This is a genomic window from Kribbella sp. NPDC050820 (assembly GCF_040653975.1).
Lineage (GTDB): Bacteria > Actinomycetota > Actinomycetes > Propionibacteriales > Kribbellaceae > Kribbella.
On sequence record NZ_JBFAHB010000010.1, the window covers coordinates 1 to 15,924 of the forward strand.

Genomic DNA, 15,924 nt, shown 5'->3' on the forward strand with positions numbered 1-15,924 from the left:
GCCGCGTCCCCACCGCCCCGACCGACGAACCATGAACCAGAAGATGGTCAACATTCAGTTGCCGCAAGCTGGTCAGTTTTCGGCTGCCGTTGACAGAGGTGTGTGGTTAAGGTGCGTGTCCGGCCTCGGACACGTGGGGGTTCATGTCCCCAGGGACTTGAACCCTTGATCTCTTGAAATTGCCTCATAGCGTCAGTCAGCCCGACTGACGCTGCCTTGTTGTTGCACCAGTCTCGCAGCCCGACCTACCGGTCTGAACCTGGAACAGCGAATCCCGGACTCCGGTACTTCCCGTCCAGGACGATGGTGTCAACGATTGGTGAAAGTGGAGCATTGGGCGTCGTTGGGTTCGATGGCTTGTCGCAACACCTTCGATCGGAATGACGAGGGAGATGTCTGCCGGGCGTGGGCGGCGGATTGCGCGCTTGCTCTTTGAGGTCTCTCAGCGAGGCACCGTGTCCGATCAGGTGGGCGCCGGTGAGGCAGGCCACGTCGAGGGTCAACGCGAGATCTCGGAGCTGACGTCAGTACCCCACACCGGACGTGCACGGATCAGGTGCAGGTAGCCGAGCGGCGTGTTTCGGGTGATCTGACTCAACAGCGCGTAGGCAACGTGCAGCCAGCCAGATTCGTAGTGCATCGCTCCAAGATCCCGGAGCATGCTGCTCACGGAGGGTAGGCGCTCACGATTCTTGGGGATCTGGTCCAGCGGTACGTCGTACTGTACATCGCCGGGCAGGGTCAGCAACCGTTCGGCAACGGCTCTGGGGATACCGCTGCCGGCTAGCGTGTCGATCGTCCGCTTGAGCTTGTACCGGAACTCGTCGAACTACCGCGTCGCCCGCGCCTCGAAGCCACCCGGCGGCGCGGAGAAACGCCACGCGACACAGGCAGCTTCATCGAGCAGGATGCGGGCCGCGCAGATCGCGATGACTTCGCATCCCTTCTGGTCGTACGTCGCCATCACGGCCTCGAGCAGCGAGCGAGCATGGGAGAACACCAGCATGGCATGCAGCGACACCTGCCGGTTCCGCTAGAGATTGAAGGGCACACTCCGAGCGCTGTCGTAGAACGCCTCGGCAGCAGCGACCCGTCGTCCGCCGAGTTGATGTCCGGCAGGTACGACGCGTCGTCGAGGACCGCCGCCATCGGCCGCAGGAGCGCTGTCGTTGCCGCACGTCCCCGCCGCGCCATTCACCTGCGCCAGCGCCCTGCGAGTCCTGCTCAGGCCGTGCAACGGAACTGCCGCGTCACTGACCTCTTCTGCGGAGCCACCGCGCGGTAGAGGAACGGATCCACAGCCACCTCAGCAGGCCAGACCTCCCGGACGACAACCGCGGACCCGAGCAAGGTGCTGACGGCACCAGCCGCCGCGGCCTGCATGAACTGGGCCTCGTGATCGGCGCGGAGGTCGAAAGCCGGCTGCCACGACGCCACGCAGCCGTTTCAGCCGCCGAGGAAGCCGATCGCGGCCGCCGCCACGGCTCCTCCGACGGCTTCCGATCCTGCGTCCGTGGCAACCCTCGCGAACCACTGCCGTACCCGCTTCCAGCGGCCGGGGCCTTCGCCGCGGTCCTCCTCATCACTCTTCGCGGCCGCTCGCAGTTCGGCCAGCGAATCCGGCTACAAACCCATCTCCCGCAGGAAGGCGATCAGGCCCTCGACATCGCCCTCGCCGGGCGGCTTGACCGACTGCTTGACGCCGGTGCTGGCGATCGCGATGTTCGAGCTGGCGTGGAAGTGATTGTTGATGATCATGCCGGCCAAAGCTTGTTCGTTCTGCGTCGTAGCGGCCTGTCCCGCGGCCGGAACTACTTTCTCCAACTGAAGGGCCAGGTCGAGGACTCTGTTGCGGACGCCCTCGAGTGCGCCGACGTACACGTCTCGCGCGATCGGCATCATCGCCTGGCCGAGCACATAGCCGTCGTTCAGCGGAGCCTGGATCCGGCCGTTGTCCAGGCCCCAGTTGAACAGGTTGATCGTGTCGCCGGACCAGGCGAGAGTCGCCCCGTCCTGCGCCGCCATGCTTTCGAGGCGTGCGACCGGCTCCCGCAGCCGCACCTCGAACAGGTGATCCGCGTCGAGCTCCTTGGCGAAACTGGCACGCGCAATCGGGACGTTCCGCAGCTGGCTCCGGAACGGGCCGAAGAAGTGTCCGAGCACAGGGACAACGAACGGTCCGCGGTACGACGGCAGCTCGGCATCCTCCGCGTAGCCACCAAGTTCGTGGCCGATCCAGTCTTCGAGCGGGCCGGTGCCTGTCCGTGCCGCGAGGATCTTGAGCTGACGGAGGACGCTGGCGATCCGGGCGTCTCCGGTAGCCCCCGCGAGCACGTCGTCGAGCAGGGTCATTCTTGAACTCCCGAAAGTGGACCTGGCCGCTGGCGAAATCTAGAGTAAGAAGCATGTTGCCTCGAGGTCAAGGTTCGAATAGCCTCGAGTAAGTTCCACCTCGCGTACGTGCTCGAGAAAGCGTGACCATCCCATGGCCATCACCACCCGCGTCGGAGCGATCAGTCTCGGCCCCAACCGCCTCACCACGGTCATCCCCATTTCTCTGCTGATGGACATCACCATCTCCGGTATGGCTTTCGAGCCGAAGGAGAAGCAGGGCGACCGGTTCGACCACCTGACCCAACGAGTACAGGAGCTTGCCCCGGCCCGAGGCACCATCCAACGCACGTTCTTCGCCCGCGCGATGAAGGGTGTAAGAGGCGTAGATCCTCAGACGGGGCGTACGCGTACGCACCGCGAGCCGATTGGCTGGTCCCCGACGCGCAAGTACGTCAACGCGACCAAGGGGCTTGTCGACTACATCCAAGGCCCATTCCTCGACAGTCCGCCGCTCACCGCGACGCTGCCCGCTTTTGTCCTCTACAGTCCGGAGCAACTAACGGGTGAACGCAACACCAGCGTCGACGCATCCATGGGCGGTGAGTACTACGTCTACGAGCTCGACACCTCGCGGAAGTTCATGCTCGCGGACGGTGAGTCCCGTCATCTCGGCATCGAGATCTCGCTGTCTCCGACCTCGAAGCTCTCGGGATCGCGCCGCGAGAAGCTCAAGCAGGAGTTGGTCACCGTGGAGATCATCCACGGCATCCCGGTGGCAGCGATGGGGCAGATGTTCGCCGATCTGAACGGAAAGGGCGTCACCCTTACCCGCAACGAGGTCGACTCCCTCAACATCCGCGACCCGTGGGCCCGCGCCGCGAAGGAGATCTTCGCGGAGTTGAGGATGCCACTGGTGGGCTCGGGACGGCAGGTCACTGCGGTCGCGATGGCTGAGAACAAGCATCTGCTGGTCGGACAGGCAATCACGATGACTCGCGCCTTGGGGCTCGGCTCGTACAGCAAAGCCACCTCGACCATCTCGTACGACGACGCGTTGAAGGACGACGTGCAGTACGCACAGGTTGTCAAGGCCGGCGTCGAGTGGTTCGGCACGATCTTGGACCACTTCGAGATGCCGACACTGGACGACGGCAACCGGTCCGGGGCCATCTTCACGGACCCCGACCGAGTCCTGAAGTCGATGCCGATCAAGGTTGCGCTCGGGGTGATGGGCCACGACTGGGTCGCGCCGAACCATTCGCGCCAGGAGCAGCACCTCGCTTCACTGCGGGGCATCAACTGGAACGTCAATCCCGACTGGCAGGGCATCGCAGGCAAGGTGAATCCGGCGAAGCGGAAAGTGAAGGTCGACGGTAAGACCGTTGAAAGGCGAATCCCCGACGAGTTCGTGTTGGTGGCCGCTTCCGCGAAGGAGATCGGCGCGAATGCAGTCCGCGCGTTAACCGACCCCGACTCGCCCGTCGGCCGCCGCGTCCGCGGACTCCAGGACGGCACAACCGCCAGGTCGGACGCCGTCTAGTGACGACCACCCAGCATGGCGAGGCCGAGACCCCGTTGATGACCTACGTCGTCCCCAACTTCAACCCACTGCGACGCCGACTGGGAGCTCGACGCCGACCATCCTGATCCCGACAACGATCCGTTGCTCGACAGCGACGATCGGCTCCGCGATCAGCATGTAGGCATCGTCAAAGCGCCTGCAATCCAGGGGTCCCGCGTCACTTTCGGACAGCTTGGGCGGCAGCTTGGCTGCCACCACCATATCCGGGGCCAGTTCCATTGCCGCCTGCCACTCGAACCGGTCGGCTGTCTGGGCTCCCGCGTCATCCGGCTGTGGAGTTGTCGCCACGACGGCGGCGGCTGTCACGGCGGTTTTAGGCTTACTCGGCGACACTCAGTCACCTTACCGAGAAGGCCGATCCTCGGCCGTTCGTCGGCATGTCGGAGTGACGCGCGTCAGGGCCTCGGAAGCATCAACCCCTGTAAATTGATTGTTTAAGTGAGCGGAGCTGTCGACCGACCGTCATGAAGCCGGCCGAATACCAGGCCACCTGAACCGTTGTGCCCTCCGCCGGGCTGAGTCGAAGGGACCCGGACAGACATCGCGGCTATCTCTTCGACACTCATAGCGGTTCACCCCTAAGGTCACGACCCATGGTGTCGCACGGTAATCGATCTGCAAATACCTGAAGAGCTGCTCGGCCGGGTGGCGCGGAGTATGGCAATAGACGGGCCGCTATCGACCAAGCCAAGGACATTGAACAGAAGTCACCGTAACGCCGGGAGCCCTGGACCGATGTGGGAGTAAATCCTATTGATGGGGGCGGCCATGAGCCCGGCACGCGACACGCTCGCGCACCGCAAGTACGAGCAGATCCAGCCCGATCGTGCAGCTCAGCACGAAGAGATCCTGCAGAAGCTCGCTGAGCGCGGCGATCATGGCGGCGCCGACCAACTCAAGCGCAATCGGCTCGAGTTCGAGGCCTCCGACGCAGTCGCGCTCGGCGCCGACCCCGCGACCGCGCTCGTTGGTCACTGTGCGAACAACTTGCTCGAAACACTGCACAGAGCAGGTTATGACGAACTGACGCTTGCCTCCGTCTGCATCGGCAGCACCCTGCAGGACGATGTCAGTGCCGAGATGCGACGGTTCCCGGACGGATCGGGTCTGATCCTGGTCTCGGACTCGATCCTCACTCTCACGGGTCTGCTCAGCAGCTTCGTCGGTGAGCTCTTCGCTCGTGTCGGCAGCGGCCCAGCTGTCATCACAGCTTGGAGAAGCCTCAAGATGGCGGTCACCAAGAAGCTTCCGGTGTCCACCGATCCCTTGGTCGCGCTACTCCGTTACCACAACATTCATCAGCGGGTGGGTGGAACAGCAGCAAAGCTCGGGCTCGAGCTGGACTCCGATCCTGCGGGGATCGGTATGCTCGTAAGCCTGATCGCCACCAAGTTCGTCATCGCGCACGAGCTGGCGCACCACGTGCTGGGCCACTCAGCTCCGGTCAGTTCCTTCTCCGCTCTCGCCGATCTCCCAGCCTGCTCGCCGGACCAGCAACTCGAACTCGATGCCGACAAGCTCGCCTTGGAAATACTCCTCAACTCCACCGAGAAACATCTCGACGGCTCCGACCTCGATCTCCCACCCGCGCTACTGCTCACAGCTGCTCTGGTGAGCATCGTCACCGTTCACGCTGCCGAACGTGCCATGTTCATTCGCCGCGGCTCCACCCATCCGCCCGCGCAGGTCAGGGCAGCGGCTCTACTGTCCCAGTTCCCTCCTTCTGATCAACAGTTCTCCGAACTCTGGCTCCATCAAGTGGTCGCGGCCACCGACAGCGCCGCAGCCTTCAATCCGGCGGCAACCAGCATCGACCTGAACTCGATCTACTCGAACCCTCGCATTGATTCACCACTCGACCGCAGCTACCTGCAGGCCGTGCACACCTACGACAAGGTCCAGTGCACCGAGGCGAGCGTCCTGGTCGGCAATTTCCCTGAACTGGACGAACTGCAGGGCACTCGACTCAGCCCTGGCGGCGAATTGGCCTTGGCAGGACGACCGGCAGAAGCTCTTGCCGCCTGGGGGGTTTCTGCTGCGACTACCACCCAAATCCTCGAGACGAACCGCTCCCTCAGCTTCCATTCCCTACTGAACTCCGTCAGGTCCGGCCTTAAGAGCCAGACCGATCTCGACGCTGACACCGCAACGATGTTCGCCCTCGCGGCCGCAACCGCCGTCGCACCACACCTCGAAGGACGTACACACCAGTGACTAACAACATCCTCGCCGATTACCTCAACAAGACCGACGACGAGCTCTACATCGTTCTCGGTTACGAACTCCTCGGCGACGGCCTGGGCATCGGTACCGGCGACGACGACAAGTACCGCAAGTTCGGTCTCACCTGGTTCAACAACAAGCGCCGCCAACTCCAACAGAAGCTCTGCCTGCACCCGCGACTCCGAGGCTTAGCAATCACCTCATCGGGCGACGCCGCCGCCGAGGCAGCCGCCCTCTTCGAGATCCTCCAGGACCTGGGCGAGAGCACACCTAATGCGGCAGTCATCGCCGTCCTGGTCAGCCGCCTCGGCCTCGGGGCATTCTGCGCTGGCGTCACCCCAGCCTGACGCACTCTCGGGCCCAGATTCGTCTTCACCGGCATCGTCCTGCTGGTCGACCGCAAGAACGTAGCCGCAACACCCAGGCAATCGGCCTGTTCTCAGCAACCCTCGTTGTCCTCGGATTCTGCAGCTACCTGTTCAGCCTGGTCAGCGGCGGATCCACCGACCCGTTCTGCAAACGAGTCTGGGCCGAGGACATGACCGCGTCGGGCGACCTTGCCCTCGGAAGATTCGCCCGCATCACCAGTGTCTGCTGCCTCTTTGCCGCACCCGTCAAGGACCTCGATCCAGAGCACACAACGGCATCGATGGGCTCGCACTCGACAGCCTGGCCACCGTGATGACTTTGGGCGTCGTGATGAGGATCATGCTCCTGCTCGGCATCACAGCCAACGACTACCTCGACGTCGCAACGAACCGGAGCACACCGTGATACCTCGCGCCCGCCTGCCTTGCTGGTAATCCTCGTTGCTGCCGTCGCCGGTGGAGTCGCCCCGATCCGATACCGGCCAATGGGGTTTCGGCAGACCGCATCCTCAACTTCGCCGTCTACGGTGCCCTGATCTACGGCATCTGCGCGCCGGTCTCCGCAGGCTTGTTCATCAGCCTGCCCGACAAGTACTGGAGCAATGAGCACGCTAGCCCGCCGCTGATCATCATCGGCAGCCTCGGGATCGGCCTACTAGCACCACTCATACTGGTAGTTGCGATCGTGCACGCCACCCCGAGAATCGCTCCGTCGACCGCACAAACGACCGTGGTCCCCACACCACCACCGGCAGCAACGTCCGGACCATTACACACGTGGCGAGGATCCGACGGCCGGCTTCTGCGCACATGGAGTCACCGCGAGCCGTAGAGCTGGAGTCGCGACAGAGGAATGTCCAGAGGCCCCCATACCATGAGACATAGAAGATTCCGAGGCGCAGTACGGCATACGCGATCGAGTACTGGACCAACACATGCTCCAAGTACCTCCTGCTGCCTTCAATGGACCGATCATCTTCCGCCTTCAGCTGTTCACTGCGCCCGGCTTGCGACCAGTGGCGATGCCCCGCACTGTCCGACCCCAGCTCGCAGAGCGTGTCGCCGGTGGCCGGGAGGTCATCTGAGAGGCCGCCATGTACGGGGGCCCTGCGCGACACTCTTCGTCTGGACCCTGCTGGCGATGCTGGGTTCCCGTGTCTGACACCTCGTCCGACGCACCACCTCCCGTGAGCTCTCGGCGGACGACGTCATCAACCTCATCCCCGAGGCGGTTCTCATACTGCCCCATCCCCAATCCATCCGCCGTTTCGTGAGATCTGCCAGCCGCACGCGCTGTCAACATCCGTGGCTAGGCGCCGGAACCGCACCGGCCTGCCGGTTCGTCTTCGCCGATGCCGACTTGCCGGACGTCTGGTCGTGGGCAGGTGCCGTGAGGAGGAGGCCGGTGTTGCCAGGCAACGAACTGCGCACTGCAATCGGCGGACCGTTCGACTGGACGTCAGATACGGCTGACCGAGTCCTGTTCCTTCAAGCGTCCCTCCGGCCTAGGTTCGCGCCCTTGTTCGTCGCCGGTTGCCTCTGTTGGCTGGAGCCCCGCAGAGCGGAGCCGTAACCACGCTCGCTGGTCGTCCGCGATGATCTTGTCCAGCTCGGCCAGCAGCTCATCCAGCAGAGCCAGAGTCACCTCATCCTCGGAACCACCGATCAGACGATATTCAGCCTGACGACGCAAGGCCTCCAAACGGCGGACGGTCACGGTACGGCCCACCCAGAGCCCTCGGTGATCGAAAAACGCCTCCATCGCGGCCAGCACCGTGACGAAAGCGCCCAGCACCAGCGCGATGTTGGTGAGCAACTGTTGCGCCGTACCCGCGACCCGAAGTCCCAGCAGCACGGTGATGGTTGCCGACAACGTCACGGTTGCCATCTGCAGTGCGAACGCCTTGCGCTTGTCGCGCCTGCGCCGGCGGGCGAAGCGCAGCTGCTGGCGGTCCAGTTCCGCCGTCAGAAAGGCGATCCGTTCCGTCAGGTTGACGGCACTCGACTCATCCAGGGACATTCGCTGGACCTCGCATCTGGCGCGCGCTTCGACCGCGTGACGGTCAGGACGAAATCGGCAGGGTGCCGATCCAAGTGTCACCGGACCGCGAACGGACAGCAAGGAGTACGGCGTGCTGCTCAGCGGCGCTGGCGAAGCTGACTGACGACTCTCCGGATCGCCTGCTCCGAGATCCGAACACCGCGCGGAAGGCCGTAGTCCACGCCTCGGGGCGGTCGTTCGATCTCGAGCTTGATCTGGGCCGGTTCCCAGTTGGGATGCTCGGTGGCGAGCCGTTCCACGACGCTCCGTACCTCGTCGTACGGCAGGCCGGCCGCGCTGTTCGCGGGCTCGTCCGCGAGCCAGATCGGATTGAAGGGTGGCCGGTCCCGGTTATCGTCGTAGATCATGTCCCGCTCCACCGCTCGCAGGGCTGCCGCCCCATCGACGCTAGACGCACGCGGCGTGGCGGGTCCATGACTGCGTTTGGCAGGGCTCCGCCTTGATAGCCTGCCGCTGCCGCCGGTACGGGTATCGGCAGGTGAAGGGAGCGGCGGCTACGGTGAGCGGCGATGTCGCGGTTGTCGATCCGCTGCCGTTGTTCCGAGCCGGCGTGGCAGCGACACTCGCTGGAGCCGGCTATCGAGTCGAGACACCCGACGATGTCGTGCGCTGGGCCCGGTTGCGAACAAGAGGCCTGGTTCTGCTCAGCCTCAGTGCGCCTGATGACTGGCTGATGCTGGATGGTGTCGTGTCCGCCAACCCCGAGTGCATCGTCATCGCGCTGACCAGTGACGAGTCGGTGGAGACAGGTACGCGGGCGATCCAGGTCGGCGCGCGCTCGGTCGTGGCGCGCGCGGCTTCGGCCGACGTACTCAAACGAACGGTGCTGGCAACCGAGGACGGTCAGGCGGTTCTACCTGCCGCGGTCTGTCGGGCATTGGTGACAGCGACTGCCACTCCACCGGCGACAGGGCCGTCGCTCTCGTCGGATGAGATCTCCTGGCTCCGTGACCTCGCCGCGGGCCGCACGGTCGCACGATTGGCTCTCCGCGCCGGGTACTCCGAGCGGGCGATGTTCCGGCTGCTCAATGCGCTGTACCGAAAGCTGGGCGCGCGCAGCCGGACCGAAGCGATCGTCCGGGCCTCCGAACTTGGCTGGCTGAGGGCATCGAGCGACACAGATCAAGCAAGCGGCTGAACGCCACACGGTCTGGTCGCGGCGGCGATGACCGGGTCGAGTTCGGCACCGCCGTACTGCGCGATCTGCTCGAGGATGAAGGCGAGGCGCGCAGTGAGTCCCGGTACCGGGAGGTCGGATCCACAGCGCGCACGGGTGAAGTACTCCGTGGCGGTTGCGCGGAAGTCACCCTCCTGCAGGCCGCACACCGCGACCGCTCGGAGATCCCAGGCGGTGAAATCAGGACGCTCGTGTCCCTCGGCGCCGATCCGGCCGACCGCCTCGCGTTCGAGTTCGAGGAATCGCTCGCGCGCCATGCCCGGGTCGATGCGGAGTTCCAGGATCGCCTCGAAGACGAGGATGATCAGGGATCTGCCGGTCCGGCGATAGCGCGCCGCGGCACGGATCTCCCGAGCCGCCGCCACCAGGTCGCCGTTCTCGAGGTACGCCGCGCCCAGCGTGGTCTGCGCCTGCATCAGCGTGATCGGATCGCCGACGTCCAATGCCGCGTTCGCCGCGGTGACGGCCTGTTCGATCGCCTCGGTCTCGCGCCCGCCCTGGGAGAGCAGGAAGTCGGCGCGGCCGTCCAGCCACCGTGCGTACAACGCGCGGTTGCGATGCGGTCGTGCCTCCTCCTCTGCCACCGTCAGCAACCGATCGGCGGTCCGCCAGTCGCCGATCTCCGTGTGCCACCGGGAGAGCCGGGTCGCCAGCACGACCGCGTTCGGACTTCCGATCCGCTGTGCCGCCTCCAGCGCCTTGCGGCCGAGGCCGAGAGCGCTCTGGTACGCGCCACGCCAACGACGGCAGTTGGCCAGACCTTCCAGCGCAAACATCTGATCGCGATCGTCGCCGTGTTCCTGCGCCATCGCCAACGCGTCGGCGTAGCGGACCTCGGCGGCAACAGGGTCGTTGTCCTCCCAGGCCAGTGATCCGAGATTGCCGATGATCTTGCGCCGGCCACTCGGCCAACCGCAGCTTCGCTCGTACTCGAGGGCGTCTTCGAAGGCCGTCATCGCCTCGTTGATCAGGCCCTGTGAGGCATAGATGTCACCGAGCGCATTGCAGTTGGCCATTTCGCGGAATGGTTGTCCGAGCTGTCCACGAACCCGTTCGCGAGCCTCGAGCAGCAGCGCACCGCGGTTCCACCGCTGGAGAATCTGATCAATCGCATCAATCCGCGCGTACGCCGGTTCGGGGAACCCGGATTCCAGCCAGAGCCGCAATTCTTCGAAATGCAGGTCGAGATCGGCGAGACTTTCGACCTCGCGATCCGGAACGCGGTGGTCCGACAGCGCGTTCGCCGCTCTGCGCAGCAGCTCGTCTGGATCGTCCTCGGTGTGACGTCCCGCCAAGGCTCTCAAAACCATTGCGGCCTCCCCGGTTCTGAGGAAGACGGCGCCGTCACCGGTCTGCGCCACGAGGTGCTTCCTCGTCAGCCAGCGGATGATCTCGGGCGTCCCGCGCGGGCCCAGCATCGACGAGACGACAGCAGGCGGAACTGGGACCGTGAACAGAGAAACGGCCTCCAGCACGTCACGTTGCTCTTCCTTCAGTGTCGCTACGAGCTGGTCTGTCAGGCGTCGCTCCAGCTGCGATGGACTGACCAGACGCAACTGCTCGGTCAGCTCCCCGAGCGAGATCCCCGTCCCCATGCTCAGCAGGGCGTTCAGCACCTTCAACTGCCGCGGGTTGCCGTGGAGCAGATCGCCCAGATCCTTCAGTACGTCGTCCGGATGGCCGGCCAGACCGGAGACGTCATCGCGGTCCAGCTCGCGAACGAGCGCGACGAAGTGTTCTGCGGGGAGACCGTCCAACGGCACGACCTCGGTCTTCCACCGGGTGCCTGGCCCTGGTTCCAGAAAGGTGGTCGAGACCAGCACGACCCGCACATTGTGGCCGCGTTGCTCGGACAGCACCTGCAAGGCTTCGTCGAGGTCGAGAGGCACGGTCCGTGTGTCGCCTGCCAGCAGGTACTGCGCACCATCGACCACAATGGCGACACGCTCGCCGAGCGACTGCTCCAGTGCCAGCTGCAACCGGGCAGTCAGCGACTCACCGCGCTTGAGTTTCAGGGTCCCCGCTGCGGCACCCTCGATGTCCTCGACGATCGCAGCTGTCGTCAACCGCGCCCCCGGCCCGAGTTGGTGACTCCGTATCCGGATCCCGCCCGCCGGCTGCTCGTGTTCCAGCTCGTCGACGACGAAGTCGACCAGTTCGGATTTCCCGATCCCGGTCTCACCGCGGACGAGGATCACTTGCTTGTCACCGCCCAGCAAAGCGGCGCGAAGCCGGGAACTCTCCGATTTCCGATCGATTGGAGCGGGACCGCCGCGGACAGGGCGGCGATCATCGGCCGGTGTCCCATCGTAGGACAACAGGTCGATCAGATCGGCTCGGCCGATGTCGCGCAGAGCCTCGGGAAGCTTGCTCAGCTCCCCCCGCCGCTCCAGGTGCTCCCACAGTCGCCGGGGCTGGTTGCCGCGCTCGAACCTGTACCGGTCGGCCAGGCTCACCCCCAACACATCCGCGAGGTCTTCCCAGTCATTGAGCAGCCGACGAATGAACTCCCACTTCATCCTGCCTTGGCCCGAATCCACGCTGCCCGCGGTCTCACCGAAACCCCCCTGCTCGCCCACGAACGACAGTGTGCCGCCCTATCGGCGCCGAAGGTAGAGCGCGCTCCAATCGCAGGGCGACGAGGGTGCCCAGATCGGTGCCGACGACCACGTCGTCGGGTCCGGCCAGTGCGATCTCACGCAGTGGAAGATCCGCGTCGAAGGATGCGAGGCGGTCCCCGCTGACCAGGTCCCAGGCCTGCAACTCGTACGAACTGATGGCGAAGATCGTCCGGTCGTCGGCACCAAGGACGAGGCGGCCATAGCTGGGTCGTCCGAGGTCGAGTGTGCCACGCAGCGAGCGATGCGCGATGTCGATCAGGAGAATCGTGCCGTCGGCGCAGTACGCCGCGGCGAGCGCACCGTCCGTCGTCATCGCCAGATCGACGATCCATTCCTCGCACCGCAGCGTCCAGTGCAGATCGCCAGTACGCACATCCCAGACGCGGATCGTCCGGTCCCACGAGCCGGAAACCAGCAGGCCATGACCGGGTGGGACGAGGAGCGACACCACATAGCCCGTGTGTCCCGGCAACCGAGCCACCTGCCGGCCCGACTCACGCCCCCACACCTCGATGGTGTGCTCGATGGTTGCCGTGACGACGAACTCGCCATCGGGGCTCAGCACGAGCGCGGAGGTGTACGGCTCGGTGCCCTGACCGACCGGGCCCGCCTCCCCGGTCCTGGCATCCCAACGACGCCAAGTCCGGTCGTGCGACACCGACACGATCTCCGTGCCCGCGGGGGTGACGGCCAGAGCGCCTACCCCTGCCTCGTGACCACGAAGCACGAGACACTCGTCGAGTGCCGGATCCCACCGGCGGATCGTCTTGTCGCCGGACCCCGAAGCGACGCCGTAGGCGGTCGCCACCATGGTCTCGACGTTGCCACGATGCCCGATCAGCGGGGCCAGGGAAGTGCCGGTACGGGTGTCGACTCGATGCACCGCCCGGTTGGTACCGCCGTACGCGATGCCGTCGACCACCACGAGGGATCGGGTGGACCGCTTCCGGTCGAGATCGGGTGGTGCGCCGTCCGGGTCCCAGATTCGCAACCGGCGATCCGAGGACCCGGTCGCTACGACGCCGCCCCCGCGCGGTGCGGCAACCGCCAGGCACCAGCCGTTATGAATACCGACGCGGCGATGGCTCGATGACTCGACGTCCCAGATCCGCACCTGGCCGTCGTACGAGCCGGTGACGACATGTCGGTCGTCGAACGCCGCGACCCCCCTCACTTGGTTGCGATGTCGCCCAAGCATCCGTGTCGCGCCGGTGTCGACATCGACAGCCACCACCCGCTTGTCCTTGCCTCCAGCAACAACTACTCCGGACGCCGGCAGCGCAGCCAGGCACAGCACTCGGTCCACCGGTGACGGGTAGCGGGCCAACTCCTTGCCGTCGGCCAGGCGCCACAGCACCAGCTCGCCATCACGTGCGCCCGATACGCATCGCGTTCCATCGCCCGTGATTGCGACCGCGGTGACCAGCGCCTGCCCTGCAGTCGAGCGCCACACGGCGCCGTCAGTGCCGAACACGTCCACCGCGTACCTCGGGACCGCCGCTGTAAACCAGCATTTCTTCGCCGACGGTGAGCGCGGTCACCGCGTAGTCCTCGAGCTCTTCGTACACGCGCAGCCTGCGATCAGCGGGCGACCATCGCGCCACGACGCCATCGTCCAGCGCCACGAAGGCCTCGAACGAGTTGGGCCGGAACGCGATCGCATTGACCGCGCAATCAGTCCGGTCGGACCAGACCCGGTCACGGCCGGCCAGGTCCCACGCGGAGAGACCGCCGTTGCGGTCGCCGACCAGCAGAACCGACCCGTCGTCGCTCACCGCAATCGCATCGACCATGCCAGCCATCGGGCCGAGAGCAGCCAGGTAGCCGTGATTCTGGATGCTGCCGAGCGGTCGCAACCAGGTGCGTTCGCGCCAACTTGCGGCCTGATCCAGCAGCGCCTCGACGTCCGGCTCGGCCGGGCGCCCAATCCGCGCCAGGAGTTGACCACGGAGCTGCTCGGGATCCTCCTCCACGATCTGCGCGGACTCGGTCAGCGCAAGCTCAAGCGGGACCAGCTCGTCGGCACTCGCCTTGTCGGGAGCCAGCCCGCGCGCCGTACGCACGTCGTCGAGTACAGCCGGAATTCCGACTCGGCGCAGCTTCTCGTCCAGGTAATCCACCGACGTGAGCAGCTGGCGGACCCGGACGTAGTTGCGGTTCGGCACCAGCACCGCCGGGACGTAGTGAGCCAGGACATCCGTCGGTACGTCGGCCCAGCGACGACTCATGGCAGCGTGCGCTCGATGCTGAGCGCGATCTGCGTTCGAACCGCACCGAGGTCGAGCCGATCGGCCAGGAAGTCGCGGAAACTGGCGTGGTAGAGCGCAAAGCGAGGAACGTCGCCGTCGAGCCGATTCAGGAATCCACTCCACCGCCGTACGACGGCCGCGGTCGTGCCGGACGTCTCGCCGGCGAACTGGGCCAGCCGGTCCACACTCAACGGCTCGGGCCAGGTGGCCAGGACGGCCAGGATCCTCAGCTGCCGTCCCGGTTCGGCGTCGTGGCCGACGCCGAGCTGACGCTCCAAGTGTGCGTAATACGCCTGCAAGCCCTGCGGGAGCGAATCGAGGCCAGCTCCACCCAGCGTGCGATCACGGACACCACGCAGGACGCTTCGCAGGTACATGAAGTTGCCTTCGCTGCGCTCGGTCAATGCATCGACCAGCTCGGCCTCTTCCAGTGCGAGCTCGGCCAGCCGGGGCACCATGATCGCCTGGTGCCGACGGACGAAGGCTTCGATGTACTCGCGTGCGTCGCTGAGATTCTCCGGATCCCGCTCGTCGATCGTCACCTCGCGCCTCTCGTCGACGTAGAGCGGGACTCCCTCGGTGTCGCGCAAGCTGACGAGCAGGTAGGTGTTCGGTGGAAGTGCGGGCGGCAGCAGCAGGCGGTTGCCACCGGAACCGCGGTCGGCCGCCTCGTCCACCGCGTCGACCGCGACAACCACCCGTCCGCTGCCGGCCGCCTCGCCGAGTAACCCGAGTAAGGTCGCGCTGTCGGCAGCGACATCGTTCGGCAGCCGTCGATACGGCAGCCGATAGGTGACGATCAGCTGCGCGCAGACATTCCGCAGGAATCGGTCGGCGGAGTCGAGCCCCGTCATAGCGCTGTTGAAGTGATGAACCAGCCCGTGGTGCTGCACCAAGCTGGCCATCAACGCGGTTTTCCCGATCCCCGGCTCGCCCTTGAGGATCAGATATCCGGATCTGAAGGACGGATCGTCGAAGGTGTCCCACAGGGCGCGGGCCAGCCGCCTTCTCCCGACGAAGTCCTCGGTGCGCTCATTGATGAGCGCAGAGAAGTCGATGGCCTGCCTGGCCACCTCTCCCCCGCCGCCACCGAGCAAGTCGGCCAGATCCTCCCGGCCGATGGCGATCAACGCGTCCGGTAGCTCAGTTAGTCGCTCGCGGTCCGAGAGCCAGTCCCAGATCGCACGGCCAGGATCAGACGCCCGGCTGAACCGCTGTTGTTCGTCTGTCCGGGCGACAAGGGTATCCGCCAGGTCACGCCAGTCGGTGCCGAGACGGCGGACGAACTCGATCTTGGCCATGCCAGGG

At 65.4% G+C, this 15,924-nt stretch carries 15 protein-coding genes; 4 read left to right on the forward strand and 11 right to left on the reverse strand.

Annotated features, from left to right (window positions below; genetic code table 11):
• Nucleotides 1-499: 499 nt before the first annotated feature.
• The 4 genes from AB0H36_RS11605 to AB0H36_RS11620 form a co-directional block, all read right to left on the reverse strand.
• On the reverse strand, nucleotides 500-640 hold the full coding sequence (locus tag AB0H36_RS11605; protein WP_360520202.1) for a hypothetical protein: 141 nt from the start codon (nucleotides 638-640) through the stop codon (nucleotides 500-502).
• 189 nt (nucleotides 641-829) lie between these two features.
• A complete protein-coding gene (locus AB0H36_RS11610) occupies nucleotides 830-1,021 on the reverse strand; it encodes a hypothetical protein (protein WP_360520204.1) in 192 nt (63 codons plus the stop codon).
• 203 nt (nucleotides 1,022-1,224) lie between these two features.
• Complete coding sequence (locus AB0H36_RS11615; RefSeq protein ID WP_360520206.1) at nucleotides 1,225-1,437, reverse strand: hypothetical protein; 213 nt, start codon at nucleotides 1,435-1,437, stop codon at nucleotides 1,225-1,227.
• A gap of 186 nt (nucleotides 1,438-1,623) precedes the next feature.
• Entirely contained in the window at nucleotides 1,624-2,352 is a 729-nt protein-coding gene (locus AB0H36_RS11620) for a hypothetical protein (RefSeq protein WP_360520208.1), read from the reverse strand.
• Between the two features lie 133 nt (nucleotides 2,353-2,485).
• Between AB0H36_RS11620 and AB0H36_RS11625 the strand changes: the two genes are divergently transcribed.
• Nucleotides 2,486-3,874 (forward strand): DNA sulfur modification protein DndB, encoded by a 1,389-nt coding sequence (locus AB0H36_RS11625; protein WP_360520210.1) that lies wholly within the window; start codon nucleotides 2,486-2,488, stop codon nucleotides 3,872-3,874.
• A 60-nt stretch (nucleotides 3,875-3,934) separates the two neighbouring features.
• Here the strand turns inward: AB0H36_RS11625 and AB0H36_RS11630 are convergent, their stop codons facing one another.
• Nucleotides 3,935-4,249 (reverse strand): hypothetical protein, encoded by a 315-nt coding sequence (locus AB0H36_RS11630; RefSeq protein WP_360520212.1) that lies wholly within the window; start codon nucleotides 4,247-4,249, stop codon nucleotides 3,935-3,937.
• A gap of 435 nt (nucleotides 4,250-4,684) precedes the next feature.
• Between AB0H36_RS11630 and AB0H36_RS11635 the strand changes: the two genes are divergently transcribed.
• Nucleotides 4,685-6,130: a hypothetical protein gene (locus AB0H36_RS11635; protein ID WP_360520214.1), complete on the forward strand. Its 1,446-nt coding sequence runs from the start codon at nucleotides 4,685-4,687 to the stop codon at nucleotides 6,128-6,130.
• Nucleotides 6,127-6,486 carry a hypothetical protein gene (locus AB0H36_RS11640; RefSeq protein WP_360520216.1) on the forward strand — a complete coding sequence of 120 codons (360 nt, stop codon included), beginning with the start codon at nucleotides 6,127-6,129 and terminating at the stop codon, nucleotides 6,484-6,486. The genes AB0H36_RS11635 and AB0H36_RS11640 overlap by 4 nt, the downstream gene beginning before the upstream one ends.
• A gap of 1,480 nt (nucleotides 6,487-7,966) precedes the next feature.
• Here the strand turns inward: AB0H36_RS11640 and AB0H36_RS11645 are convergent.
• Both AB0H36_RS11645 and AB0H36_RS11650 read right to left on the reverse strand, forming a co-directional pair.
• Nucleotides 7,967-8,527, reverse strand: coding sequence for a DUF4231 domain-containing protein (locus tag AB0H36_RS11645; protein ID WP_360520218.1), 561 nt, complete (start codon nucleotides 8,525-8,527; stop codon nucleotides 7,967-7,969).
• A 119-nt stretch (nucleotides 8,528-8,646) separates the two neighbouring features.
• Nucleotides 8,647-8,916 (reverse strand): hypothetical protein, encoded by a 270-nt coding sequence (locus AB0H36_RS11650; RefSeq protein WP_360520220.1) that lies wholly within the window; start codon nucleotides 8,914-8,916, stop codon nucleotides 8,647-8,649.
• Between the two features lie 152 nt (nucleotides 8,917-9,068).
• Between AB0H36_RS11650 and AB0H36_RS11655 the strand changes: the two genes are divergently transcribed.
• Nucleotides 9,069-9,707, forward strand: coding sequence for a response regulator transcription factor (locus AB0H36_RS11655; RefSeq protein WP_360520222.1), 639 nt, complete (start codon nucleotides 9,069-9,071; stop codon nucleotides 9,705-9,707).
• Here the strand turns inward: AB0H36_RS11655 and AB0H36_RS11660 are convergent.
• The 4 genes from AB0H36_RS11660 to AB0H36_RS11675 form a co-directional block, all read right to left on the reverse strand.
• Entirely contained in the window at nucleotides 9,692-12,325 is a 2,634-nt protein-coding gene (locus AB0H36_RS11660) for an AAA family ATPase (RefSeq protein WP_360520224.1), read from the reverse strand. The two genes, AB0H36_RS11655 and AB0H36_RS11660, sit on opposite strands and share 16 nt — an antisense overlap.
• Nucleotides 12,300-13,724: a WD40 repeat domain-containing protein gene (locus AB0H36_RS11665; protein ID WP_360520225.1), complete on the reverse strand. Its 1,425-nt coding sequence runs from the start codon at nucleotides 13,722-13,724 to the stop codon at nucleotides 12,300-12,302. The genes AB0H36_RS11660 and AB0H36_RS11665 overlap by 26 nt, the downstream gene beginning before the upstream one ends.
• A 103-nt stretch (nucleotides 13,725-13,827) precedes the next feature.
• Nucleotides 13,828-14,595: a hypothetical protein gene (locus tag AB0H36_RS11670; RefSeq protein ID WP_360520227.1), complete on the reverse strand. Its 768-nt coding sequence runs from the start codon at nucleotides 14,593-14,595 to the stop codon at nucleotides 13,828-13,830.
• On the reverse strand, nucleotides 14,592-15,917 hold the full coding sequence (locus tag AB0H36_RS11675) for a hypothetical protein (RefSeq protein WP_360520229.1): 1,326 nt from the start codon (nucleotides 15,915-15,917) through the stop codon (nucleotides 14,592-14,594). Before AB0H36_RS11675 ends, AB0H36_RS11670 begins: the two co-directional genes overlap by 4 nt.
• Nucleotides 15,918-15,924 lie beyond the last annotated feature (7 nt).